General features: G+C 54.0%; 28 protein-coding genes and 2 tRNA genes. 11 read left to right on the top strand and 19 right to left on the bottom strand.

The genetic code is table 11. The annotated features are described in order from the left end of the window. Positions 1–34 precede the first annotated feature (34 nt). Positions 35–202 carry a ribosome modulation factor gene (rmf, locus tag WFL93_RS02325; protein WP_007887362.1) on the top strand — a complete coding sequence of 56 codons (168 nt, stop codon included), beginning with the start codon at positions 35–37 and terminating at the stop codon, positions 200–202. A 66-nt stretch (positions 203–268) separates the two neighbouring features. Here rmf and fabA read toward each other — a convergent pair whose 3' ends face one another. Together fabA and WFL93_RS02315 are read right to left on the bottom strand one after the other, a co-directional pair. Further along, on the bottom strand, positions 269–787 hold the full coding sequence (fabA, locus tag WFL93_RS02320) for a bifunctional 3-hydroxydecanoyl-ACP dehydratase/trans-2-decenoyl-ACP isomerase (RefSeq protein ID WP_007887361.1): 519 nt from the start codon (positions 785–787) through the stop codon (positions 269–271). 67 nt (positions 788–854) lie between these two features. Then, positions 855–2717 (bottom strand): AAA family ATPase, encoded by a 1863-nt coding sequence (locus WFL93_RS02315; protein WP_007887360.1) that lies wholly within the window; start codon positions 2715–2717, stop codon positions 855–857. Between the two features lie 53 nt (positions 2718–2770). On the opposite strand from WFL93_RS02315, the gene matP reads away from it, so the two are divergent. Next, positions 2771–3238 carry a macrodomain Ter protein MatP gene (gene matP / locus WFL93_RS02310; protein ID WP_007887358.1) on the top strand — a complete coding sequence of 156 codons (468 nt, stop codon included), beginning with the start codon at positions 2771–2773 and terminating at the stop codon, positions 3236–3238. A 72-nt stretch (positions 3239–3310) separates the two neighbouring features. On the opposite strand, the gene ompA is transcribed toward matP, so the two are convergent. Both ompA and sulA read right to left on the bottom strand, forming a co-directional pair. Next, entirely contained in the window at positions 3311–4381 is a 1071-nt protein-coding gene (gene ompA / locus WFL93_RS02305) for a porin OmpA (protein ID WP_049851043.1), read from the bottom strand. A gap of 350 nt (positions 4382–4731) precedes the next feature. Continuing rightward, a complete protein-coding gene (sulA, locus tag WFL93_RS02300; protein ID WP_007887356.1) occupies positions 4732–5223 on the bottom strand; it encodes an SOS-induced cell division inhibitor SulA in 492 nt (163 codons plus the stop codon). A 222-nt stretch (positions 5224–5445) separates the two neighbouring features. Between sulA and WFL93_RS02295 the strand changes: the two genes are divergently transcribed. Next, a complete protein-coding gene (locus WFL93_RS02295) occupies positions 5446–6075 on the top strand; it encodes a TfoX/Sxy family DNA transformation protein (protein WP_049851044.1) in 630 nt (209 codons plus the stop codon). Here WFL93_RS02295 and yccS read toward each other — a convergent pair. Then, positions 6072–8210 carry a YccS family putative transporter gene (gene yccS / locus WFL93_RS02290; RefSeq protein ID WP_336777168.1) on the bottom strand — a complete coding sequence of 713 codons (2139 nt, stop codon included), beginning with the start codon at positions 8208–8210 and terminating at the stop codon, positions 6072–6074. The genes WFL93_RS02295 and yccS overlap by 4 nt on opposite strands. Positions 8211–8219: 9 nt before the next feature. Next, positions 8220–8663, bottom strand: a complete 444-nt coding sequence (locus WFL93_RS02285) for a YccF domain-containing protein (RefSeq protein WP_336777167.1) — start codon at positions 8661–8663, stop codon at positions 8220–8222. A gap of 123 nt (positions 8664–8786) precedes the next feature. Here WFL93_RS02285 and helD point away from each other — a divergent pair, with 123 nt between their 5' ends. Continuing rightward, on the top strand, positions 8787–10841 hold the full coding sequence (gene helD, locus WFL93_RS02280) for a DNA helicase IV (RefSeq protein WP_336777166.1): 2055 nt from the start codon (positions 8787–8789) through the stop codon (positions 10839–10841). A gap of 3 nt (positions 10842–10844) precedes the next feature. Here helD and WFL93_RS02275 read toward each other — a convergent pair whose 3' ends face one another. Together WFL93_RS02275 and WFL93_RS02270 are read right to left on the bottom strand one after the other, a co-directional pair. Beyond that, a complete protein-coding gene (locus tag WFL93_RS02275; RefSeq protein ID WP_007887351.1) occupies positions 10845–11306 on the bottom strand; it encodes a methylglyoxal synthase in 462 nt (153 codons plus the stop codon). A gap of 68 nt (positions 11307–11374) precedes the next feature. After that, on the bottom strand, positions 11375–12001 hold the full coding sequence (locus WFL93_RS02270) for a YccT family protein (protein ID WP_007887350.1): 627 nt from the start codon (positions 11999–12001) through the stop codon (positions 11375–11377). Between the two features lie 177 nt (positions 12002–12178). Here WFL93_RS02270 and WFL93_RS02265 point away from each other — a divergent pair, with 177 nt between their 5' ends. Continuing rightward, a complete protein-coding gene (locus WFL93_RS02265; protein WP_007887349.1) occupies positions 12179–12592 on the top strand; it encodes a CoA-binding protein in 414 nt (137 codons plus the stop codon). 30 nt (positions 12593–12622) lie between these two features. Here WFL93_RS02265 and hspQ read toward each other — a convergent pair whose 3' ends face one another. After that, positions 12623–12940 carry a heat shock protein HspQ gene (gene hspQ, locus WFL93_RS02260; protein ID WP_336777165.1) on the bottom strand — a complete coding sequence of 106 codons (318 nt, stop codon included), beginning with the start codon at positions 12938–12940 and terminating at the stop codon, positions 12623–12625. Positions 12941–12999: 59 nt separating this feature from the next. Next, on the bottom strand, positions 13000–14190 hold the full coding sequence (gene rlmI / locus WFL93_RS02255) for a 23S rRNA (cytosine(1962)-C(5))-methyltransferase RlmI (RefSeq protein ID WP_007887347.1): 1191 nt from the start codon (positions 14188–14190) through the stop codon (positions 13000–13002). 85 nt (positions 14191–14275) lie between these two features. On the opposite strand from rlmI, the gene yccX reads away from it, so the two are divergent. Further along, on the top strand, positions 14276–14554 hold the full coding sequence (yccX, locus tag WFL93_RS02250) for an acylphosphatase (protein ID WP_007887346.1): 279 nt from the start codon (positions 14276–14278) through the stop codon (positions 14552–14554). Here the strand turns inward: yccX and tusE are convergent, their stop codons facing one another. After that, entirely contained in the window at positions 14555–14881 is a 327-nt protein-coding gene (tusE, locus tag WFL93_RS02245; RefSeq protein ID WP_049851047.1) for a sulfurtransferase TusE, read from the bottom strand. A gap of 100 nt (positions 14882–14981) precedes the next feature. After that, positions 14982–15635: an FtsH protease modulator YccA gene (yccA, locus tag WFL93_RS02240; RefSeq protein WP_007887332.1), complete on the bottom strand. Its 654-nt coding sequence runs from the start codon at positions 15633–15635 to the stop codon at positions 14982–14984. 222 nt (positions 15636–15857) lie between these two features. On the opposite strand from yccA, the gene WFL93_RS02235 reads away from it, so the two are divergent. From WFL93_RS02235 to agp, 3 genes are all read left to right on the top strand, one after another. Then, a tRNA-Ser gene (locus WFL93_RS02235) sits at positions 15858–15945 on the top strand. Positions 15946–15980: 35 nt separating this feature from the next. Then, positions 15981–16068: transfer RNA gene (locus WFL93_RS02230), tRNA-Ser, on the top strand. 256 nt (positions 16069–16324) lie between these two features. Beyond that, a complete protein-coding gene (agp, locus tag WFL93_RS02225) occupies positions 16325–17947 on the top strand; it encodes a bifunctional glucose-1-phosphatase/inositol phosphatase (RefSeq protein WP_336777164.1) in 1623 nt (540 codons plus the stop codon). A 55-nt stretch (positions 17948–18002) separates the two neighbouring features. Here the strand turns inward: agp and WFL93_RS02220 are convergent, their stop codons facing one another. From WFL93_RS02220 to wrbA, 3 genes are read right to left on the bottom strand one after another with little or no spacing between them, the layout of a single operon-like run. Next, on the bottom strand, positions 18003–19376 hold the full coding sequence (locus tag WFL93_RS02220; protein WP_049851049.1) for an NAD-dependent succinate-semialdehyde dehydrogenase: 1374 nt from the start codon (positions 19374–19376) through the stop codon (positions 18003–18005). Positions 19377–19433: 57 nt separating this feature from the next. Next, entirely contained in the window at positions 19434–19664 is a 231-nt protein-coding gene (locus tag WFL93_RS02215; RefSeq protein ID WP_007887329.1) for a YccJ family protein, read from the bottom strand. Positions 19665–19685: 21 nt separating this feature from the next. Next, positions 19686–20285: an NAD(P)H:quinone oxidoreductase gene (gene wrbA, locus WFL93_RS02210; protein WP_336777163.1), complete on the bottom strand. Its 600-nt coding sequence runs from the start codon at positions 20283–20285 to the stop codon at positions 19686–19688. Between the two features lie 297 nt (positions 20286–20582). On the opposite strand from wrbA, the gene WFL93_RS02205 reads away from it, so the two are divergent. Together WFL93_RS02205 and WFL93_RS02200 are read left to right on the top strand one after the other, a co-directional pair. Beyond that, a complete protein-coding gene (locus WFL93_RS02205; RefSeq protein ID WP_007887327.1) occupies positions 20583–20747 on the top strand; it encodes a general stress protein in 165 nt (54 codons plus the stop codon). A 109-nt stretch (positions 20748–20856) separates the two neighbouring features. Beyond that, a complete protein-coding gene (locus tag WFL93_RS02200; RefSeq protein ID WP_049851051.1) occupies positions 20857–21771 on the top strand; it encodes a DMT family transporter in 915 nt (304 codons plus the stop codon). Here WFL93_RS02200 and rutG read toward each other — a convergent pair. From rutG to rutC, 4 genes are read right to left on the bottom strand one after another with little or no spacing between them, the layout of a single operon-like run. After that, the gene (rutG, locus tag WFL93_RS02195) at positions 21768–23093 is read right to left on the bottom strand and encodes a pyrimidine utilization transport protein G (protein ID WP_049851052.1); all 1326 of its coding nucleotides are present in this window, start codon (positions 23091–23093) and stop codon (positions 21768–21770) included. The genes WFL93_RS02200 and rutG overlap by 4 nt on opposite strands. 45 nt (positions 23094–23138) lie before the next feature. Beyond that, entirely contained in the window at positions 23139–23660 is a 522-nt protein-coding gene (gene rutF / locus WFL93_RS02190) for an NADH-dependent FMN reductase RutF (protein WP_007887323.1), read from the bottom strand. 15 nt (positions 23661–23675) lie between these two features. After that, on the bottom strand, positions 23676–24479 hold the full coding sequence (gene rutD / locus WFL93_RS02185; RefSeq protein ID WP_336777162.1) for a pyrimidine utilization protein D: 804 nt from the start codon (positions 24477–24479) through the stop codon (positions 23676–23678). Next, positions 24479–24874, bottom strand: a complete 396-nt coding sequence (rutC, locus tag WFL93_RS02180; RefSeq protein WP_007887321.1) for a pyrimidine utilization protein C — start codon at positions 24872–24874, stop codon at positions 24479–24481. Before rutC ends, rutD begins: the two co-directional genes overlap by 1 nt. Between the last annotated feature and the right edge of the window lie 36 nt (positions 24875–24910).

The raw sequence follows: 24910 nt of genomic DNA, 5'->3' as shown, positions 1-24910 counted from the left end.
GATTCCACCAGACCTGAAATGAGGGAAACGAGGCATGAAGAGACAGAAGAGAGACCGCCTGGAACGAGCACATTCACGAGGCTATCAAGCCGGTATTACGGGCCGCTCGAAAGAGATATGCCCTTATCAAATGATCGATGCGCGGTCTTACTGGTTGGGAGGTTGGCGTCAAGCCATGGAGGACAGGTCGGCGGTGGCCTAGCATTGCCGGATGTCTATCATTAAGGAAGAAACCTCCGCTGCGTGCGGAGGTTTTCGTTTGGAAGGATTAGAAAGCTGACGTGTCTTTGAACAGACCCACTTTCAAATCAGTCGCGGAGTAAATCAGGTTGCCGTCGACGAACACTTCACCATCTGCCACGCCCATTACTAGCTTGCGGTTAATGACACGCTTGAAGTGAATTTTGTAGGTCACTTTTTTAGCGGTCGGCAGAACTTGTCCAGTGAACTTCACTTCGCCCACGCCCAATGCACGGCCTTTGCCTTCAGCACCCAGCCAGCCGAGGTAGAAACCAACCAGTTGCCACATGGCATCGAGGCCGAGGCAGCCAGGCATTACCGGGTCGCCAATGAAGTGGCAGTCAAAGAACCACAGGTCAGGGCGGATATCCAGTTCGGCTTCTACGAAACCTTTGTCGAATTTACCGCCGTCTTCGGTCATCTTGACCACGCGGTCCATCATCAACATGTTGTTGGATGGAAGCGGCGGTCCATTTTCGCCAAACAGTTCGCCGCGACCCGAGGCAACCAAGTCTTCTTTACTATAGGATTCGCGTTTATCTACCATGTTCTCAATATGCCTTCTTTTAGTGAAGCCCGAATATTAGCGAACAGTTGTACGCTGAGCAATGTTATCAGCTGTGGTTGAACCAGTTGAGCCAACGCAGTGGCCACGGACGCAGGCGTGCTTCCTGCTGATTCAACTGCGTAATACGTTCCTGAATGGTGCTAAGCAGTGATTCGCCGCTTTCACTTTGCCAGGCAATCCCGGTCAGTAGCGGCAGCGCTTCATCTACACTCTCAATGGCCCAGAGATGGAATTGTCCGGCCTTCACCGCTTCCACCACTTCCTGATTCAGACTGAGATGGCGCGCATTACTGGCAGGGAAAATCACACCTTGCTTGCCGGTCAACTCACGGGAATTACAGATGTGGAAGAAACCTTCAATTTTTTCATTCAGGCCACCGACCGGCTGCACGTTACCAAACTGATCGACTGAACCGGTTACCGCAATCTGTTGGTTAACCGGCTGGTTAGCCAACGCACTGATTAGCGCGCACAGTTCAGCCAGCGAGGCGCTGTCGCCATCCACTTCTGAATAGGATTGCTCAAACACCAGCGAGGCGGAGAAGGGCAGCTGCTGCTCCAGTTCCAGTTCAGCAATCAGGTAGGCCTGCATAATCATCATGCCTTTCGCATGAATATTGCCACCCAGTTCGGCTTTACGCTCCACGTCAGTGAACTCGCCATCGCCTGGATGGACCACACAGGTAATACGCGACGGTTCGCCCCACGGACGTGGATGGCCCGGAAACTCAACCACGGAGAGGCCATTGATTTGCCCAACCACTTCGCCTTCCGTTTCAATCATGATCTGATTGAGCAGGATTTCATCACGCATGCGGTCGGCAAGGAAACCTTCACGCCACTGGCGCGCTTCCAGCGCTTCTTTTAACGCTTCACCATTCAGGCTATCGCCATGCAGTGCGGTTTCCTGCAACTGGCGGCGCAGCCAGCGAGGGCACAGTGGCAAGGTGTCCTGATCGCCCGTCATTCGCGCCGCTTCCGTAATAAGGACTGGCCAGAAATCCGCTTCGGGCTGTGCTAAACCAGCCTGCTCGGCTTGAGTCAGCGTCCACTGGCACCATGACGTCATGTCATCTTCGTCCAGCACCTGCAGACTCTCTTCGAATTCGCTATACAGTGCCATCTCGTGGACTTCAACATCCAGTTCCTGGAAGGCGGCCAGTGCATCACGATCGCCGCATAACACCAGGCGCAACTGCAGCGGAAGCGGTGGAATAGCCACCGGTAGCGGTTGACGTTCATCCTGCGAATACCAGTCGAAGCGACCTTGTTCGATACACTTGCGCAGGCGCAACCAAAGCAGCGGTTGTGCCAGAAGGGTGTTCACAGCGAGGATCAGCGTGCCGCCATTGGCGCGATGCAGCAAACCAGGTTCAGGTTGCACGCGGTCTTTATATTGGCGGACACAACCAAAAAGTTGTTCATACTCAATCCAGTCGGCAAAATGTACACCGCCCTGGCTGGTGAACGGGCGATTGCTATCGCTCGGTGGCAGCAAACTTACGGTATCGCCCATTACATGGTAGTCACCGCCGTATAGCGAAACCTCGTCTGGCTGGAAGCGTTGCGCAGCCTCGGCGATGCAGGCAAGGTAATCGCTGTTTTCCTGACTGCGCAGTAACAGCAGGGGAAAACCTAACGTTTGGTGATGTAAATGCGCCAGCGCATTCAGCAGACGCGGCTGAACCGCGGCAAGGCTATCGCAATCTTCCAGTGAGACATTTGAGAAAATGGATTGGTAGCGGTCGCTATCCGGCTGCAGGGCTTGCCACGTAATTTGAGTGCTGGTCAAAATATTCGCATTAGTCTGTTTTAGGAAAAGCGCGATTATACAGGATTCGACCCGGTTAATCACGGCGGAGTTCTGGCCCGAATTGTGACACCAGCAACATGTTTTTCCTTGCTGCATCCAGGAAAAAAGCTGTTATTCTTAGTTTGTTACGTGATCACGATGAGATTCCGATGAAATACCAGCAACTTGAAAATCTTGAAAGTGGATGGAAGTGGAAATACCTGGTGAAAAAGCATCGGGAGGGTGAACTGATCACTCGTCATCTTGAGCTCAGTGCGGCGCACGCTGCGGTGGATGCGCTATTGTCGATGGAGAATAGTCCGGTTGATGTTAACGAGTGGATCGCGCAGCATATTCATCCCGATCTTGAGAATCGCCTAAAGCAGACGATACGTGCCCGCCGTAAACGACACTTTAATGCTGAGCATCAGCACACGCGCAAGAAATCGATCGATCTGGAATATTTGGTTTGGCAACGTCTGGCGGGATTAGCACAGCGTCGCAGCAGTACGTTGTCAGAAACCATTGTGCAGTTAATTGAAGATGCAGAACGCAAAGAGAAGTACGCCAGCCAGATGTCCACTTTGAAGCAAGATCTGCAGGCAATTCTGGGAAAAGGCAGCTCGGACGGCGAGTAAAACTTCTCGCTGCCACTGATTTTCAGCCATAAAAAAACCCCGCCGAAGCGGGGTTTTTTATTGCGTGATAACTTAAGCCTGTGGCTGAGTTACAACGTCTTTGATACCTTTCACGTCAATTTCAACGCGACGGTCTGGCGCCAGGCAGTCGATCAGGGCATTACGGCCTTTCACGCTGTCACAGGTGTTGCCAGTAACTGGGTTAGATTTGCCCATACCGCGTGCAGAGATCTTGTTAGACGGGATACCTTTAGATACGAGGTAATCGACAACAGACTGAGCGCGTTTCTCAGACAGTTTCTGGTTGTACTGCTCTGAACCGATGCGATCGGTGAAGCCCAGTACTACAACAGAACCGTCTTTCGGATCCATTGAGCTCAGCTGGCTGTACAGCTGATCCAGAGCCTGCTGACCTTCTGGCTTCAGAGTTGCCTTGTTGAAGGTGAACAGAACGTCAGACTTCAGGGTGAAACGCTTGGTTTCAACAACTGGAGCTGGAGCTGGAGCCGGAGCTACAACTGGTGCTGCATCATCTTCCTGACCGAAGCGGTAAGAAACGCCGACACTCAGCATGCTGTTGTCTGGACGTGCACCAACGGTACCTGCGTCACCGATGTTGTTAACCCACTGATAGTCCAGGCGAGTTGCCCAGTTTTTGGTCAGTGCGTATTCAACACCAACAGCAGCCAGCGGAGAAACGCCGGTGTCATGGTCGCTGATGCGGCCAGTAGTTGGGTTGGTCTGAGTAGAGTCAGCACGCCATACCATACCACCCAGACGGGTGTAGACATCGAAGTCTTCGGTGATTGGGTAGCTCAGTTTAGCAGCCAGCTGAACGCCTTGTGCTTTGAACGCGCCATTGGTCACGCTGCCTTTGTTAGGCATGCGGCCTAACCAGTCGTAGCCCAGCTCGAAGCCCAGGTACGGGTTAGCCTGATAACCCATGAACGCACCAGCACCCAGCTGAGATTCGTGAGTTGGACCGTTGTTGTTCTCGTAACCGTTACCGTAGTAACCAGTATCGTGATACTGAGACCAGCCCAGTTTAGCACCGGTATACCAGGTGTTATCTTTAGGTGCGGCCTGCGCTACGGTAGCGAAGCCAGCCAGTGCCACTGCAATTGCGATAGCTGTCTTTTTCATTTTTGCGCCTCGTTATCATCCAAATAGGCAATGAGCAAAAAGGTTGCTCTTTGTGTTAATCCTTCGCCGGGTCTAAACGCTCGCTTTTGACTCTACCGAAAAAACGGAGGTTATTGAGCACCCTGGCGAGCTAAAGTCTACAACGAGATTGGAAACTTACAAGTATGATGTGACGCCGTGCAGCAAAAAAACAGGGATTTATACACACATTTTAACAAATCGCATGGCAAAATCTTCGCCATCAGAAAAGAAAAAAGCGGCTAAACCATTGTCATAGCTGGCGGGAAAAGAATCAGTGGCTTAGCGGCAACTTATGCAAAAAAAATGCTGAGAAAATTCCTGGAATTTACTTAATGAAACAAATCTGACGGAATTTTTGCGGCTTTGGGTTGTCTGGAGAGAGCATATTGGTGTCCCTGAGGACGCAAAATCAGACCAAGCGCTTCACCTTCGGCCGCTGCTTGTTCCAATTCCAGGCGCTCTTCATCACTCAATTCGTACGGAATCCAGGCTAGAACCACGCTATAATTACCCGTGCGCAATGCTTTCACCATACTTTCTACCGTATTAAAGCGCTCAGATTCAGTGATATGCATACTCTTTTCTAACGGCAATCCCGACTGCTGCATCCAGCTGCGGTTCAGTTTATGAGCTGGCGTTAGCCATAACTGCCAACGTGATTGTTCGCTCAGCTGTTTTAACACCGGCAGCAGCATAAGTTGCATCATTCCAGGCTGTTCGCTGGAACGCAGTTCAGTGATTCCACCCAGCGAAGGCTTCGCTAAACTTGATGAAGCGTAACGATGAGAACGATCAGCAGGGCCAGAGAAATGAGTACGCATAATTTAATCACTCAGTAATGAACTGTATGAATATACAGTAATGGCTTCCTGGATAAAGATCAACCTCAATTTCTGAAAACGCCTCGCAATTTCTGCACAAGATTCCTTTCACACGCTTTTATTCATTGAACAGCTAAATCGTTTTTCATATCTTCTAAGCAGATGAATCAAAGAGCTTTTATAGGAAATTTCCCGTCCATGGAATGAAAATAAGGGAGAGTTATGAAAAGAAATAACCCGGTAGTTGAACAATCAAAAGCACAGTTAGCTGCATTAGGAAAAATCGAATCACGAACCCAGTTCGGTGGTTATGCACTGACTGTTGAGAAGGTGATCTTTGCCTATATCAATGAGGATGCGCTCTATTTACGAGCCAGCGAGGCGCTTCACGTCTACAACGCACAGCGTTCACTCGAACCCCTGGTATACCGCAAACGTGGCATGCCGGTGACCTTAAGCTACTTCAAAGTTGATAAGCAATTGTGGCAAGACTCTGAGCGATTACTGCAGTTATCGGCCAGCTCTCTTCGGGCTGCTCAGGATGAAGCCGCGACAAGACTTGTCTCGCTGCGGTTGAAAGATCTGCCCAATCTTAGCCTGCGACTGGAGCTCATGCTGCATAAGGTGGGGATCTGCTCAGTGCGGCTACTTTGTGAAACGGGATCGCGGCAAAGCTGGCTGAAACTGCGAGCGTTGAATAAGCATATTGGGTTGAAAACGCTGCTGGCGCTGGAAGGCGCGATATCAGGACATCACGAAGCAGCACTGCCCAGTGAAATTAGAGAGGAACTCTACGCCTGGTATTTAAAAACGCTCCGCCAGCATGCGGCGGCGGAGCATTTACAGCGTTAGTTATTGACAAGGGTACGGCGCAGCCGGGCAATCTCAGGCATTAATGCGACCAACAATCCCAATTGTTGAATGACAAGGGGTGCGCGTGTATCGGGGCTGGTTTTCATCTCGCTCAAGCGCATCATTAATTTGTGCTGCATATCTGTGGCTTGAGCATCTGTGACACGTTCAATCTGCAGCACATCTTCAATGAAGCAGACCGCATCATCCAGCAAAGTAAGCAGCGTATTATCCGCCAGACGCTCGCGATGCGCTCCTAGCGCAGAGATATAGCTTAGGAAGGAGTGATTCAGGCATAACAGCCGAAACGCATTTTCACGTAGTGGTTGTTGAAGCTTGAGCTCACCACTGATGTTGGAAACCACGGAGGCGAGCTCAGCATCGGCATTGTGCGCATCGCGACGCGCCACACGATAATCGAGGCGATTATCTTTACCTTGATGGTATTGCAGCATGATCGCATCCAGATAGCGGCAATTGGCGTCAAGTGTCCGGTCGGCCACGGCGGTAATTTTACGAAAGCGCCAATCGGGCCAGACAAACGCAACAGCCAGCCATGCCAGTCCGCAGCCTAGCAAGGTATCGACTACGCGCGGTAACGCTACTTCAAACCCTTCACCCAGTAGGTTAAAGCACAGCAATACCAGCAGGGTGATAAACAAGGTGGCTTGAGCATACTGAATCTGGCGAAAGGCGAAGAACAACACGCCGCTCAACACAATCAGCACCAGTTGGCCTTCGATGGACGGCACCAGCCACAGCACCGGTAAGCCAATAGCGATACCGGCGAGTGTACCGCCGATACGCAACGCCAGGCGCCGTCGGGTCGCGTTGTAGTTAGGTTGGCAGACAAACAGGCTGGTGAGCAATATCCAGTAGCCGCGATCAACACCGGTGATTTGAATAAAGGCATAGCCGACACAAAGCACCAGTGACATGCGCACCGCATGGCGAAACAGCGCGGAATGCGGACTGAGATGACGACTTAGTCGCAAGCGGATATCGGCCCAGCCGCTGAGTCCTTCACGTGAAAGATGGTTATCACTTTGCGGTGAAGGCTCCGCCAGCATCTGCTCCGACTCAATGGATGCCAGTTGCGCATCAATAGCCCGCAGATTACGCAGCAGCCAAAACAGCGCATGGATGTGCGGGTCCTGTGGCTCATTTTGCTGCAGCCGTTGCAGGGCGGTTTCCAGTCGTTCGAAGGTGCGTTCAAAATGGCTGTCGTGATGCCAAGGCTGACGCAGCAGAATGGTTTCTGCCAGTTGACGACAGGCCCGCGCCTGCATATTCATTAAACGCTGGAAACGGAATAGCACTTCATTGTAACGCCAGTTATCGCGCAGCAGATGGTATTGCAGATGCGAGGAGCTGGCACGTTCATGAATATCCTGCGCGACAAAATAGTAATGCAGGCTGCGGCGGGTGCTGCGTGAACCACGGTCGCCGCGGAGCCGACTCTGAATGGTGCTTTTGGTGAGGTTAAGCTGTGCTACCAATTGGCTATTGACCATCGCGGTGGCGACTAAAGTGGCATCATCATGCTCACCGCCATCGGGATCAAACAGGTTAGCTTTAGCTTCGAGATAACGCGCCAGCTGTGAAAAGCTAGCCGCCAGTTGTTCCTGTACCGGACGCACCGGGAACATTAAATGGCCGATGAAGGTTAACAGGTTGTACCAAAGGGCCCCAATCAATAGCAGCGACGGTTGCATCCACCATTGCGGGAATAAGCCAATACCCAACATGGTGTAAACCGCAATTAACAGAGCGCCGAAGGCGATGGTGGCATAACGCTGCCCCAGCGCACCGAGCAAAATGAAGCCCCAGCTGGAGAGTGCTAAACCCAAACCGAACGCCCAGGGATGCGGAAACAACAACTCCACCGAAACGGAGGCGATGCAGAAACACACTAATGTGATTACAAGATTGCGTACGCGCCCAACCCAGCGATCGTCGAGGTCGGCCAGCGCTGCAGCAACCACGCCAAGGGTCAGCGGGATCGTCCACTCGATTTGGTGTAGCCACCACGGCACTGCCGCGCATCCTGTCAAAGCAAAGAAGATGCGCAGCAGATAGCGCAAGCTGCTGTTAAACAGATAACGTCGCCAGCCTGGCAAAGCGTCATGCATCATTGAACGGCCTCAGTGACGGCGACGCGCATTGGCTTCACGCGCGGCCTGAGCTTCTTCAACGGATACCACGCGACGGCCTACTGGCCACAGCGCAATGGCAGCGATTTTGAAGTTAGCGATGCCAACCGGAATGCCGATGATGGTCAGACATTGCACAATACCTGCTGAGATGTGGGCCAGACACAGCCACCAGCCAAACAGCAGCAGCCAAAAGATATTCAGGAAAGTGCCGCCGGTGTTCATCACGTGGCTTTTGCTGTCTGGACGCAGCACATCAACATGTACCGCTTCATTGCCGAACGGCAGCAGCGATAATTTGGTGATTTCCCAGCAGGAGCGCGTCAACGGCAGCGTAAAAATCAGCACAATGCTGACTAATGTGGCAAACAGCCAGCTCAGCGTGGTGAAAAAACCACCGAGAATGAAATTCAGAATATTTAAAACGGTACGCATAACGCGATTTTCCTTTTGCAATCCGCAATATGTGGCGCCAAGTTTAGCCTGTTTTAAGGCTGGAGCGCCAAGAGTCTGACAGGTAAACTGCGCGATAATCGAATTCCTCATGACGGTGCGGACATGGAACTGAAAGCAACATCAATGGGTAAACGTCTGGCACAGCATCCCTATAACCGGGTTCGCCTGTTGGCGGCTGGCGTAGAAGTCAGCGGCGATCGCCATGAATATCTTATTCCGTTCAATCAGCTGCTCAACATTGCCTGCAAACGCGGCATGGTGTGGGGCGAGCTGGAATTTTTGCTGCCAGAAGAAAAAGTCGTGCGCCTGCATGGAACTGAATGGCAGGAAACTCAGCGTTTTTTCCACTACTTACAACATGCCTGGCAGCATTGGAGCCAGGAGATGAGCGAGGTAAGCGCTGAGGTGCTGGTGGCGTTGGAACAGGAAATCCTCGCCTTTACGGAGCAGGACCGCTGGCTAAAACGCAGTGAGCTCAGCGCGGTGAAAGAGAGCATTAGCCGTCAGTTCTCCGCCTTACCATTACCTCTCGAACGGATTGCCGAGTTCGATAACTGCCGTGAACGCTGGGCGTTCTGCCAACAATGGCTGGAGCAAGGTGAAACGGCCATCCGCCAACGCAATCGCGCATGGACCAGCAAGATCCTCAAGGATTATCAGGAATTCTTCTCCACGATCGAAACCACGCCGCTCAATCCATCGCAATGTGAAGCGGTGGTCAACGGCGAAGATGCGCTGCTGGTGCTGGCGGGGGCGGGCAGCGGCAAAACCTCGGTGCTGGTGGCACGTGCAGGCTGGCTGCTGAAGCGCAAGCTGGCGCAACCCGATCAAATTCTGCTGCTGGCGTTTGGACGCCAGGCGGCGGAAGAGATGAATGACCGCATTCAAACTCGCCTTGGCGAAAGCGCCATTCAGGCGCGTACTTTCCATGCGCTGGCGCTGCACATCATCCGCGAAGGCAGCAATAAACAACCGGTGATCAGTAAACTGGAGAGCGACAGCAAAGCGCGTCGACAGTTGCTGATCGAGACCTGGCGTGAACAGTGCAACAGCAAGAAGGCGCAGGCCAGCGGCTGGCGCCAGTGGTTGCAGGAGGAGTTGGAGTGGGAAATCCCCGAAGGCCCATTCTGGCAAGATGACAAACTGGCGCAGCGTATCGCCTCGCGTATGGAGCGTTGGCTCGGATTAATGCGCATGCACGGCGGCGCGCAGGCGGCAATGATCGCGGATGTGGCGGAAGAGCAGCGCGACAATTTCAGCAAGCGCGTCAAACTAATGGCACCGCTGCTAAAAGCGTGGAAAAGCGCGCTGAAAGAGGAGGGAGCGGTCGATTTTTCCGGGCTGATTCATCAGGCGATTGCCATTCTGGATAAAGGGCGTTTTATCAGCCCGTGGAAACATATTCTGGTCGATGAATTTCAGGATATCTCACCGCAGCGCGCCGCACTGCTGACGGCACTGCGTCAGCAAAATAAGCGTACCAGCCTCTACGCAGTAGGCGATGACTGGCAGGCGATCTATCGCTTTAGCGGGGCCGAGATGAGTCTGACCACCGCGTTCCATCACTATTTTGGCGATGGCGACCGTTGTGTGCTGGATACCACTTATCGCTTTAACGATCGCATTGGTGAGATTGCCAATCGTTTTGTGCAACAAAACCCGCATCAACTGCGCAAACCGCTTAATAGTCTGAGCAAAGGTAATAAGAAATCGGTGACGTTGCTGCCGCACGAGCAGCTGGAGCCGCTATTGGATAAATTAAGTGGCTATGCCAAATCGGATGAGCGTGTGCTACTGCTGGCGCGGTATCACCATTTGCGTCCCACTGTGCTGGATAAAGCCAAAACGCGCTGGCCGAAACTGCAACTGGATTTCATGACCATTCACGCCAGTAAAGGTCAGCAGGCAGATTTCGTCATTGTGCTGGGCCTGCATCAGGGACGCGACGGTTTCCCGGCAGAAGCGCGTGAATCGATCATGGAACAGGGTTTGTTGCCGCAGCCGGAAGATTTTCCGGATGCGGAGGAGCGACGTTTGGCGTATGTCGCAATGACGCGTGCACGCCAACAGGTGTGGCTGATGTTCGATAAAGATCGGCCTTCGGTTTTTGTCGAACACTTCCGCGGGCTGGGTGTACCGCAAAGCCGCAAGGCCTGATGATTACGATTTCAGGCGATCGGCGAGGTAACGCTGATAGTCTGGAATCTGGATCTCAATCTGCTCGGCAAACTTCGGTGACTGGATAATAAAATCTGCAGTGGTGCGATTATTGGCCACCGGGATGTTCCACACCGTTGCCAGGCGGAGCAACGCTTTTACATCCGGATCGTGCGGCACAGCGTTCAACGGATCCCAGAAGAAAATCAACACATCAATTTTGCCTTCCGAAATCAACGCACCAACCTGCTGATCGCCACCCATCGGCCCGCTCAGCATGGCGTTAACATCCAAACCGGTATGACGATTTATCAGGTTACCGGTCGTACCGGTGGCGTACAGCACATGAGTTTGCAAGGTACTTTGGTTGATTTGCACCCACTCCAGCAGCGAGGCTTTACAGTGGTCATGTGCAACGAGGGCGATATGTTTTTGAACCTGAAGGGTACGAACGGTCTGCTCCATAGGGCTTCCTGTTTCTTCTCATGCATTATTTGTTAATGCAGGAGTTTACCCCTGGCGTTTCGTTACTATCAACTTGCGCGTAAGGTTTTCATCCAGCTAATAAAACGCAAACGGGTTGCAGCATCAAAACGCTTGAACCAGCCTTGCAAAGCGGGTAGATCGCTGACGTCTTGCCAGGCGTAATCGAGATTCAGCTGTGCTTCATTAGCACTGAGCGAATGGAGGGCAAAGCGTGGCACCGAAGCTGCGTGCGCATCGCGATTGTAATTCACCATCGCTTTTTCAAAATCGTTATCACTTGCCCGCGGCAGGTGGTCGCGCAGGCTAGTAATTTCGATGCCTCGCTCATCAATCAGTTGAAAGTTCAAGGTTTTATCAAAAGCGTTGCGCTCACGACGGTTATTTAAGGCAGGTAAGCGGATAGCAACAGAATGGGCGTTGGCATTAAAAGTGACAATCATGGGCACCGACTGAAAATGCGTGGCATCGGCAGCGGGTTTTTCTACACGGAAGAGAAACTGATGCTGTCCACGTTCCAGCTCAAGACTTCCAGCGCCTTTCAATAATGAGCCGGAAATTTTTCGACCGTCTAACACTAAAAGTTCGATCTCGGGATCGAGCTTAAGCGTAATGGCATGACAGGATGCTGATACGAGCAACATGAGTAAACCCGTAGCAGTAAAGGACAGCTTCATTGCAACTCCCGGCAAAAGGGGGGTAATCGAATATGTGTAGCAAAGTATTACATTATGGCAGTAAATTTACATTTTTACATATTTATTCGTGCGGCTGCGCAAACTTCTGGTGCGCAGCCTTAGCAGCGTAAAGTGCAATGCCAACTACACTTAGGCGAATGAACCAGGAGAAAAAAGATGAATGATCAAACAATTCGCGATGTGCTCACCAAAACTAAACGTATCGCATTAGTAGGCGCCAGCGATCGCCCCGACCGACCAAGCTATGGCGTAATGAAATATCTGCTCGATCAGGGCTACGAGGTGATTCCGGTCAGTCCGAAACTGGCTGGTCAGCAGCTTCTGGGCCAAACGGCTTATGCCACGCTGGCAGATGTTCCGGGAAAAGTGGATATGGTAGATGTGTTTCGCAATGCCGAAGCGGCATGGGGCGTGGCGCAGGAAGCGATCGCCATTGGTGCGGATACCTTGTGGCTACAGCTGGGCGTGATTAATGAGCAGGCTGCCGTATTAGCGCAGGACGCGGGTATGACGGTGATTATGGATCGTTGTCCGAAAATTGAAATTCCGCGATTGGGAATAACGCACTAAAAGTAACGGCGACCTGAGTCGCCGTTTTGATTAATGGCGCAGGCTGGGTGCCTGTAGCTGCTGCCGAATTGAAGCGGCCAGCTCATCCATGGAAGGTTGTTCAGGATGTTCGAACGAGGTTTCACCTGCCAGCTGAACCTCAGCCACGTAAGTGTGCACTTGATCGCCTTCTTCATTTTCCATCACCACGTGATACCAAGGCGCGGCGCGTAATGTTTCGCTAGAGGCGACATCATCCACCTCTGGCTCATCAAGCGAAAACTCCGGATCGACATCCACAATAACGCCGAGCACCCCGGAGAGACGGTGTCGGACCTGCTGTCCAATTCCAAATTTAGTCGTAATCATTGTGACCTCCCAAAAGACTGCCCTGTTACCAATATGGAGGCAGGGACAGCGTTTTCAAGTCACAGCACGCGGCAGGCAAAACCTTTCAGATAAAGCCCTTCAGGATAGCTGGCAATCACTGGATGGTCGGCTGCCTGACGGAACTGCTCTATAAATTGTACATCACGACCGGCATCAACGGCGGCGTCAGCGATGATTTTCTGGAACAAATCGGTTGGCATCAAGCCGGAACAAGAGAAGGTGAGCAAGACGCCGCCGGGATTCAACAGCTGGATCGCCAGCATGTTGATATCTTTATAACCGCGGCACGCACCCATCAGTTGGTTCTTATTCTCGACGAATTTCGGCGGGTCCATCACGATCACGTCGAACTTCTCACCGCTGTCGCGATAGCGGCGCAACAGTTTAAATACATCGTCGCGTACAAACTGCGCGCGCGACACATCGAGGCCATTCAGCTCAACGTTTTGTTTTGCCACATCGAGCGCATCCTGCGAGGTGTCGACGCTGATCACTTCACGGCAGCCGCCCAGCAATGCTGAAACCGCAAAACCACCGGTATAAGAGAAGCAATTCAGTACGCGGGCGTTCTCTGCGTAGCGACGTGTCGCCAGGCGGCTGTCACGCTGATCAAGGTAATAACCGGTTTTATGACCGCCCTGAATATCCACCAACAGCTTCATGCCGTGCTCAGTGATAGGCAGCAGCGGCGGCGGCAGTTCACCTGAAACTGGACCTTGCGCCAGTTCCAGTCCCTCTTTTTTACGCACCGCGACGTCTGAACGATCGTAAATAGCGCAGTCAGGGAAGCACTGTTGTAAAGCGGAGACGATGGCTGGACGCTGATACTCTGCGCCCGCTGACAACAGTTGCAGCACGAGGAAGTCACCGAAGCGATCGATGGTGACGCCCGGCATGCCGTCGGACTCACCGGCGATCAGACGATAGCTATCCAACCCATCGCGTTTTGCCAGCCAGTCGCGCCATAGCTGTGCTTGCTCAAAGCGGCGCACGAAGAAGGTGATGTCGATTGACTCATCCTGCTGCCAGCTCCAGACGCGTGCGCGAATTTGTGATTGCGGAGAGTACGCGGCGCGAGCCAGCCATTTGCCATTGCTGTCGCAGACATCAATGGTCTCACCAGACTGGGCTTTACCTTCCATACGTGCAACGGCACCTGAGAACACCCACGGATGGCGGCGGAGCAGGGATTTTTCACGTCCCTTTGCGAGAATCAATCGAACGGTCATAGTTTGCTATGCTTACCTGAAAAAATGAGGCGCCATTTTCCGGCGGATGGCCGCAAATTGCAACGCACAGTGATGGGAGAACGTAATGGCAACCACTTGCTGCAAAATCTGGGTGCACGGCATGGTGCAGGGCGTGGGATTCCGTTATCACACGCAAACGCAGGCCAGAGCATTGAATATCAACGGCTATGCGCACAATTTAGCGGATGGCAGCGTTGAAGTGCTGGCGTCCGGTGATGCGCAACAGGTCGATGAATTAATCAGCTGGTTAAAAGCGGGTGGGCCGCGCAGCGCGCGCGTCGACAAAGTGCTGGTGGAACCGCATCAGCCGGCGGAGCTTCCCACCCGGTTTACCACTGGATGATTACAAACATTTAGCCGGTTTTGGCAAACCCGCAATTTTAGTCGCCTGTTTTGCTGGACCTTCAGGAAACAGGCGGAATAGGTAGCGGCTGTTACCTTTCTCCTCGCCATATTTTTGCGCCATGGCTTTTACCAGCATGCGTACCGCCGGTGAGGTATTAAATTCCTGATAAAACGCCCGGACAAAGTGCACCACTTCCCAGTGAGCTTCACTCATTACGATCGCTTCCTGCTCCGCGATGGCGACAGCCAGCGGCTCGCTCCAGTCCGCGCTATTTTTTAAATAGCCTTCCGCATCGGTGGCAATCTCTTTACCGGCAAAAATCACAGTTCTTCCTCATCACGTTAATCGGCACATTGTAAATTCGCCCGGCCATAAAAAGCAAAAACCCTGCCGAAGCAGGGTTTGAAAGACTATTGCGAACAACTTAATCGCGGTTAGCGAAGCCCAGAAGGCTGAGCAGGCTAACAAAGATGTTATACAGCGAAACATACAGGCTTACGGTGGCGCGAATGTAGTTAGTTTCGCCGCCGTGAATGATGTTGCTGGTTTCCCACAGGATGGCACCGGCAGAGAACAGGATAAACAGAGCGCTGATCGCCAGATGCAGCGCAGGCAGTTGCAGGAAGATGTTAGCAACAACCGCTACCAGCAACACCACGAAGCCCGCCATCATCATGCCGCTCAGGAATGACATATCGCGACGCGTGGTCAGCACATATGCCGAGCAACCAAAGAACACCAACGCGGTACCGCCCAGCGCCATGGCAATCACATCACCCATGCCTGCGGTCAGGAACGAGCTGAGGATCGGGCCAAGGCAATAACCGAGGAAACCGGTAAAGGCGAAGGCAGCCAGAATACCTGCCGGGCTGTTAGCCAGTTTATGCGTCAGGAACATCAAACCATAAAAGCCAACCAGCATCAGAATCAGGCCCGGCGAAGGCAAGGCAAACACGGTGCTGAGTGTGGCGGTGACCGCCGAGAAGGCTAGTGTAAAGCCAAGTAACAGATAAGTATTGCGCAGCACCTTGTGGGTGCTGACTAACGATTGCTGCGACGAGCTAAAAATTCTTTCCATCATGCGCTCCTTAAAGAGAGAAACACCAAATATGGCACGAGGATACGCAGCGTCTGAAAGACAGAAAAGGCGTTTTACCCATCTTTACGCGATAAATTGCTGTTTCGCTGAGCAGAATGGCGAATTTGACGCCGAAAAAATAAAATTTGGCTGTTTTTCAGCCGAACGATTCAATGCAGGCTTTACATCGTTCGGGGGGATGTTTATAGTGCGCCTCATTGCGGAGGGGTGGCCGAGTGGCTTAAGGCAACGGTCTTGAAAACCGTCGATGGGAAACCATCCGAGAGTTCGAATCTCTCCTCCTCCGCCATTCACTCTTGCAGAGTGACGCAACACAAAATCCCCGGAGGGATGGCCGAGTGGCTTAAGGCAACGGTCTTGAAAACCGTCGATGGGAAACCATCCCAGAGTTCGAATCTCTGTTCCTCCGCCATATTAAAGAAGCCCGCAACAATGCGGGCTTTTTGCTTTTCAGCATTCACAGATTCCGAAAAACATCGCGTTGCTTTTCAATCTGCTGCCGTTACCCGACGGCACGCGCGTTTACTGCTATATTCCATTCACGGTTTTTGCAAACATCTGGCGATTTTCCGATGCAAGCTGGGTTACACTGTGCGGTAATTCGCTCTTTGGCGTGCTAATCGCTTGAAAGCCAGAGTGTTTCACTGATGAATTATGGAATAGGCACAATGATCAAGAAACTGAGTCTTTGCGCGTTGTCAGTCATCGCTGCGCTCCCGATGGGCATGTCCGCGTACGCGGCGGATGGAGATATGCAACTCCAGCAGGTGCTGATGTTAAGTCGGCATAACCTGCGTGCGCCGTTAGCCAATAATGGTAGCGTGCTGGAGCAATCCACCAAAAAAAGCTGGCCGCAGTGGGATGTCGCGGGTGGCGAGCTGACCACCAAAGGTGGCGTGCTGGAAGTCTACATGGGTAACTACACCCGTCAGTGGCTGGCACAGCAGGGGCTGGTGCAAAACGGCACCTGCCCGGACAGCAGCAATATCTTCGTTTATGCCAACAGCCTGCAGCGCACCGTCGCTACCGCGCAGTACTTTATCACTGGCGCCTTCCCGGGCTGCGATATCGCGGTAACCCATCAGGATGCGATGGGTACCATGGATCCTATCTTTAATCCGGTTGTTACCGACGGCAGCGATGAGTTCAACAAAAAAGCGCTGGCTGCCATGACCGCTGCCAATGAAAAACTGGCGTTAAAGCCGGCCTTCCAGCATCTGGAAAAAATTGTTGATTACAAATCTGCTCCTGCCTGTAACGGCAAAAAACAGTGTGATCTGAGCAGCGGCGACAACACGTTCAGCGCAGATAACGGCAAAGAGCCGAACGTCAGCGGCCCGCTGAAGATTGGCAACTCGCTGGTGGATGCGTTCACGCTGCAATATTACGAAGGTTTCCCGGCCGATCAGGTGGCGTGGGGCCAGATCAAAACGCCTGAGCAGTGGAAAGAGTTGGCGTCGATCAAAAATGGTTATCAGGATGCGTTGTTCGCCTCGCCTGAAGTGGCGCGCGAAGTGGCCGCACCGCTGGTGGATTATATCCGTAGCCAGTTAGTCGATCAGGATAAAGCCAACGCGCCGAAAGTGACGTTGATGGTCGGTCATGACTCCAATATCGCCTCCTTGCTCAGTGCGTTGCAGGTGAAGCCTTATGAGCTGCCAGGCAATGATGAGAAAACGCCCATTGGCGGCCAGGTGGTATTTGAACGCTGGCACGATGTGAAGAACAACAAAGATCTGCTGAAAATTGAGTACGTTTATCAAACCGCCGATCAGCTGCGCGATGCCGATGTGCTGAGCCTGAAAAATCCGCCGAAACGCGTCACGCTGCAGCTGGCGGGTTGTGAAACAGATGCCAACGGCTACTGCAGTTGGGATCAGTTCACTGGCGCGTTGAATGGCGCTCTGCAAGGTACGCCACTGCAGCCTGCAGCTGCACCGGCTCCGACAGAACAGCCAGCCCCAGCCGCTGCAGCACCTGCTGCCGATGATGCTAAGCAGAAAGCCGATCAGGCCGCTGCAGACAAAGCGGCTGCAGACAAAGCGGCTGCAGAAAAAGTCGCAGCGGATAAAGCCGCGGCGCAGAAAGCGTCTGATGCGAAAGCCGCTGACGAGAAAGTGAAAGCGGATAAAGCGGCAGCGCAGAAAGCCGCTGACGAGAAAGCTAAAGCGGAGAAAACCACTGCTCAGAAAGCAGCGGATGACAAAGCCAAGGCCGATGCGGCAGCCGCGCAGAAAGCGCAAGCGGATGCGACGCCAGCAGAACCGGCTAAACCGGCGACCAGCAATTAAGATTGACGCAAAAGAAAAACCCCGCCGCGGCGGGGTTTTTTGTATCTGTTAACCGTTAACCGGCGACCACCACCAGTTTTTGGTTGGCAAACTCTTTAATACCCAAATCCGACAGTTCGCGTCCGTAACCGGATCGCTTCACGCCACCAAACGGCAGCTCTGCGGAGGTATCGCTCTGCGAATTGATGAATACCATGCCAGTTTCAATTTGCGATGCCATCTTACGACCACGTGCAATATCTTTGGTCCAGACTGAACCGCCAAGGCCATAGTTCGAGTCATTCGCCAGCGCGACGGCAGCACGATCGTCGGCCACCACATACACTTGCGCCACCGGACCAAAGAACTCTTGATAGTAAGCCGGGTTATCCGGCGTCAGACCGGTGAGCACCGTTGGCTGGTAATAGCAGCCGACGCCTTCAATCGCACGACCGCCAAACTCCAGGCGTGCGCCGTGCTTAACCGCATCATCAACCTGCTTCACTAAACGATCGCGTGCATCTTTAGAAGATAGCGGACCCAGCGTGGTTTTCTCATCCAGCGGATCGCCCGGCGTGGCCGATTGCAGTGCCGCGCTGAATTTCGCCATAAAGGTATCGGCGATTTTTTCATGCAGAATAAAGCGTTTGGCCGCAGTACAGACCTGGCCGCAGTTGCTGAGGCGGCCCTGAGCGCCCTGGCGAACCGCTTCATCAATATCGGCATCGTCCAGCACCACGAACACATCATTACCGCCCAATTCCAGCGTTGATTTCTTCAGATGTTTGCCAGCTTGCTCTGCTACCGCGCTGCCGGCACGTTCGGAACCGGTCAGCGCCACGCCCTGCACCCGTGAGTCGGCAATCAAATCCGCGACCTGATCGGTGGAGATAAACAGATTGGTCCACGCACCTTTTGGCGCGCCAGCTTCTGCCACCAATTTTTCAAACACGTCTGCACAGTGCGGCACGATATTGGCATGTTTCGCCAGTACCGGATTGCCAAGCGCCAGGTTTGGCGCCAATACGCGCATCAGCTGGTAGTAGGGGAAGTTCCACGGTTCAACCGCGACGATCACGCCAATCGGATGATACTCAAGCCAGGCGTCGCCCACTTCGCTGGCATAAGGTTGCGGCTGCAAAAAGGTGGCAGCATGTTCAGCGTAATAGCGGGCAATCTGCGAACAAATTTTCACTTCACCACGGCTTTGCCCAATCAGCTTGCCCATCTCTTTACTGGCGATAGTTGCCAGCTCTTCGGCACGTTGGTCGATCAAATCGGCTAAACGATGCAACACCTGTAGACGTGGCTGAATATCGCCTTTGCTCCAGCTGGAGTGATAAAGCTCATCCGCGGTTTTCAGCGCCTGTTGCGCATAAGCATCATCGTGTTCGTCCCAGGCTTTGAGCAGTTGGTTGTTGGCCGGATTGATACTTTGATAAGTTGACATATATGGCTCCCTGAAAATCTAAAAGATAGCGAAGGCGGGACAAGGCCCGCCTGCAATTCAAACGTTTTTGCGCTCAACGGTTTTGTCGTCCCAGGTCAGAACGTCCTGGTCGGTCTTTTTGAAAGCGCGAATCAGCACTTCATCACTGCCTTGCTGACTCCAAATCTGCTCTGCCAGACGTTCGTCGTAGTTGGCTACCTCAAAAATGGCTTCAGCAATTTCGCGCGATGTATGGCGCAGTGAAGCCCATTCGCCCACGTGATGCTCTTTCGACTGTTCTGTTGTCATAAAGGTCTCCTGTTGTGGATTTTATCCTTGCAGCTTTACCGCCAGTCCGGCGACGTGTTGGCCCTGATAACGGGCTATATCCAGTTCTTCCGCCGAGGGTTGACGCGATCCATCTCCGCCAGCCAGCGTGGTTGCGCCATAAGGCGTGCCGCCGCGCGCATGCGAGATGTCGAAAAGTTCTTTGGTGCCGTAGCCGATGGGAACAATCACCATGCCGTGGTGGGCGAGGGTGGTCCAGACAGAGGTGATGGTTTGTTCCTGGCCGCCGCCGGTACCGGTTGAAGCAAAGACGCTGGCGATTTTGCCGTACAGCGCGCCCGAGGCCCACAGTCCGCCGGTGCGATCCCAGAAGTTACGCATCTGGCCGGCCATATTGCCAAAACGGGTTGGGGTGCCGACGATGATGGCATCGTACTGAGGCAAATCCTCCGGTTTAGCCTCAGGCGCCGCCTGATTCACTTTGCCGCCAACCTGGGCGAAACGCTCCGCATCCATGCTTTCCGGCACGCGCAAAATGGTGACTTCTGCGCCACTTACGCTCTTTGCTCCTTCGGCCACGGCCTGCGCCATGGTTTCAATATGTCCGTACATCGAATAGTAGAGCACCAAAATCTTTGCCATAGTTTTCATCCTGCTGGAGGTGATGAGTAATCAGAAGTATAGAAGAGCCTGCGCAGGCTGCTGTACAGAGCTTGAGCAGGTGCTAATAATTGGCGGATAACTCGTTGTAACGCGGCGGTAAATTTGGTTTTTTGCAGCTAAATGAGTGAATTATCTGTTTCAAAATATGAACAGCAGGCGGGTTTATCGGTGGGTTGTCTATTCTTTAAGCAGGTGAGCGGAACATTCGCCACCCTGCTTTTCACAGTTGCAACGTGATGAGTCCTCAAACTGGATGCTCAATCTCTGGAGGAAATGATGGCACAACATCGTGGAGGTTCCGGCAATTTCGCAGAAGACCGTGAAAGAGCTGCAGAAGCGGGCCGCAAAGGCGGTAAAAACAGCGGGGGTAATTTCAGAAACGACCCACAGCGCGCTTCTGAAGCCGGTGAAAAAGGGGGACGCAGCCGCGCTAAAAAATAGTGCTCCTGCCCATTCATCCCCGGCCGCCGGGTTCGCCCGGCGGTAACAAGCATTGCAATTTCCCATATCTCTGCGCAAACTGACCGCCAATTGACTATTTTGGTGCGTTATGTCCGCTTCATCTTCCCGTCTCAGCCTGCGAATTTCGCGTCAGGAGCTGGTACTCATTTTCATTACCATGGTCTGGGGTGGCACTTTTTTGGTGGTGCATCGGGCGATGGCTCATTCCGGCCCGTTTTTCTTCGTTGGGCTGCGTTTTGCCACGGCTTCACTACTGCTGGCATTTTTCTTCCGTCGTTACCTTAAACAGGTAACCTGGCTGGAAATCAAAGCTGGCGCGCTGATTGGTTTGTCGATCGCTGGCGGCTACGGCTTGCAGACCTGGGGCATGCAGACCATTTCCAGCAGTCAGTCAGCGTTTCTCACCGCGCTGTATGTGCCGGTGGTGCCGTTATTGCAATGGGTGTTTCTGCGGCGTCCGCCGGGATTAATGGCGTGGCTGGGTATTCTGCTGGCATTTACCGGCTTAGTGCTGGTGGCGGGTCCACAGGATGGCAGTTTGACGCTGAATGCCGGCGAAATCGCCACCTTACTCAGTACGCTGGCGATTGCGGCGGAGATCATCCTGATTAGCCGCTATGCCGGGCAAGTCGATGTGCGCCGTGTGACGCTGATTCAGCTGATGGTCGCATCCGCCTGTGCCTTTGTCTTGATGATCCCGAATGGCGAATCGGTTCCTGCCATGTCCACGCCACTGCTGCTCAGCGCGCTGGGTTTAGGTGCGGCCAGTGCATTAATCCAGGTGACGATGAACTGGGCGCAACGTAGCGTATCGCCAACGCGTGCCACGGTAATCTATGCCGGTGAACCGGTTTGGGCGGGTGTAGTAGGGCGTATCGCGGGGGAACGTTTGCCTGCCGCTGCGCTGTTGGGCGCGGCACTGATTGTGTGCGGGGTCATCGTTAGCGAGCTGCGTATTCGCCGTAAGAAAGCGGTGCCCGATGAGGCACCGCTCGAACCTTAAGGATGTTGCCGTGCCGCCTGGTTCACCCGTGCGGCACCGCGTCGTTGCAGAATGGCGTTGAGGATGATGGCACCAAAGGTCGCGGTGCCAATACCGCCAATTGTGAAGCTACCAATCTTCAGCGCAAAATCACCGGCACCGAGCACCAGCGTGGTCGCCACCATGATCAGATTACCGTTCTGATTGAAGTCCACATGGTTCTGCACCCAAATACGTGCCCCTGCCACCGCAATCAAACCAAACACCACAATTGATGCACCGCCAATCACCGGGCCGGGAATGGTGTGGATCAGCGCGCCAAATTTTGGTGAGAAGCCGAGCACCAGTGCAATGACTGCCGCCGCGACGAATGCTAAGGTCGAATAGACTTTTGTCACCGCCATCACGCCGATATTTTCCGCATAGGTGGTTACGCCGCTGCCGCCCATCGAGCCGGATAGCATGGTTGCTAATCCATCGCCGACGAATGCGCGGCCCATCCACGGATCGAGGTTGCGTCCGGTCATACCCGCCACCGCTTTAATGTGACCGAGGTTTTCCGCCACCAGAATGATCGCCACCGGTGCAATCATCACGATGGCCTGCATATCAAAGATCGGCGCGGTGGTGTGCGGCAGACCAAACCACGGCGCATTGGCAAGACCGCTGAAATCCACCGGCTTGCCAAAGCCCATCACGTTGGTCAGCAAGGCGTAGATTGCCCATGCCACTATCAGCCCGACCAGGATCAGCAGGCGCTGAATCATCCCACGGGTAAACACCGCCACCAGGCCGATGCACAACACCGTCATCACCGCCATCCAACTGTCGAACATCGAGCCGGAGACGCCGTGCACGGCTATCGGGGCCAGGTTCAGACCAATCGCCATCACCACCGCACCCGTCACCACTGGCGGCATCAGGCGCTCGATCCAGCCGGTGCCGACTTTCATCACCACCAGACCAATCAGCGTATAGAGCGCACCGCAAGCGATCACGCCGCCGAGCGCCAGCGCCAGATTAGGATTAAGTCCCTGGCCGTTAAAACCGGTTACCGCAATTATCACACCCACAAACGCCGCGCTGGAGCCGAGATAGCTGGGCACGCGTCCGCCGGTGACGACAAAAAACAGCAGCGTACCGATGCCGGAAACCAGAATCGCCAGATTGGGGTCCAGTCCCATCAGCAACGGCATCAATACCGTTGCGCCAAACATTGCCACAGCATGCTGCAGGCCAAGGACGACCGTCTGCGCAAACGGCAGCGTTTCATCCGGCGCAATCAGCCCATCATCGGTCAAGGCTGACTTTTTCTGCCAGCGGGGGAACCAGGAACTCGCCATCGTCATCTCCAGGGTGTCAGTGAAAGCGGGCCGCACAGCGCGGCGTTAGCGGGCGTCCTGCCGTAAAAGGTGATGATATCCACGGTCAAACCATGCCAGGCCGTGCGTTTCATCATTGCGCACCAGCGCCAGCACTTCGCAAAACAGGATGTCGTGTGTCCCGACGCTGACCACCTGCGACACTTTGCAATCAAACGACACCAGCGCGCCGTCTAACAGGGGGGCACCGCTGGCAAGCGTCTGCCAACCGGCGGCGGCGAAGCGTTGATCCATCGGCGTTTTGCCACCAAACAGCGTCGAAAGTTCTTCATGCCCGGCGGCCAGCGTGTTGACGCACAGATAGCCGTTATCGCGAAAAATCGGCCATACCGACGCTGAGCGGTTAAGGCAGACCAGCAACGTCGGCGGCGTATCCGTCACGCTGCACACCGCTGAAGCGGTAAAACCGGCGCGTCCGGCGGGGCCATCGGTGGTGATGATATTCACCGCTGCGCCTAGGCACGCCATGGCGTTACGAAACGCATCGCGCTCCACAAGGGGTAAAACAGGCAGTTCGTGCACGCTCATCAGCGGCTCCTGTGATTAGCTGGCCGCACGTTGGGCAGGCGCAGCCGTATCGGCCAGCCAGCGCAACAGCAGCGCGTTAAAGTTGTCGGCATCCGTCACGCTCATGGCGTGTCCACCCCAGGCCATCTCAATCAGGCTGCCGTTAGGCAATGCCTGCGCCAGCTGCGGCGAGCAGCTCCACGGCACCAGCAGGTCGTCCTGACTGCAAATCGCTAATACCGGCTGCGTGATACGCGCTATCTGCGCACGGAAGTCGGCGCTTTTCAGCGCGTGCAGACGACGCAGCAGATTTTCCATACCCTGAAAATGGGCCACATGGTGCGCATCTTCCGCCGTAATGCGCGCCTGATTACGCGCCAGCCATTCGGCAGGATAGAGGAACAGCGGCTGAGCGCGTACAAAGGCTTCAACGCCAACGTTCATCAGCAGATCCTGACGCACCTGGAAGCAGCGTTGCGTATGCGCATCCAGCGACAGCCAGCCGTTGATCACGACCACGCGGCCAACGCGTGCGGGGAAATCCAGCGCCAACTGCAGGCCAATCAAACCGCCCAGCGCATGGCCGATAACGTCGTAATGTTCAATGCCCCGTTGTTCCAGCGCAGCGGCCAGTTCCGCCGCCATCATCGCCATGCTGTAGCCTTCCGGCAGCGTGTCGGCACTGCGACCGGTACCGCGCTGATCGTAAGTCACCACGCGAAAGTGTGGCGTCAGCGCCGCCAGCTGCGGCTGCCAGAAACCGGCAACGCCGCCTAAGCCAGAAGCCAGCACCAGCGTCGGCGCATCTGCGGCGGTTAACCCCTGAATCTCCAGATGCATCACGCCTCCTGCTTGCCGATATGGGCAACGGTGGCGATTTCAATCAGCGCATCCGGTTTCACCAGCCCACACTGAATGCAGAAGCGCGCCGGTTTATCGCCGGGGAAATATTCGGCATAAATCTGGTTAATCGCCGCGTAGTTGCTCCAGTCGGTGAGAAAGATCGAGTTGAACGTGACGTCATCCATGGTGCCGCCTGCGGTTTCAATCACCTTTTTGATGGTGTCCAGCACGTGGCGTGTTTGCGCTGCCGCATCACCGACATGCACTACATTGTTGTTAGCATCGAAGGGCAAGGTGCCGGAGACGTACACTACGCCATCGGCTAAGGTGCCGGGCACGAATGGAGCGATGGGTGTTCCAGTGCCGGGCGGAATAATCACACTTTTAGGCATGGCGAAATCCTCTTCTTATCGGTTTGCAGGCGAAGC

The organism is Pantoea sp. USHLN256 (assembly GCF_037149875.1).
GTDB lineage: Bacteria > Pseudomonadota > Gammaproteobacteria > Enterobacterales > Enterobacteriaceae > Pantoea > Pantoea nemavictus.
This window is presented reverse-complemented; position numbering and strand designations above follow the sequence as displayed.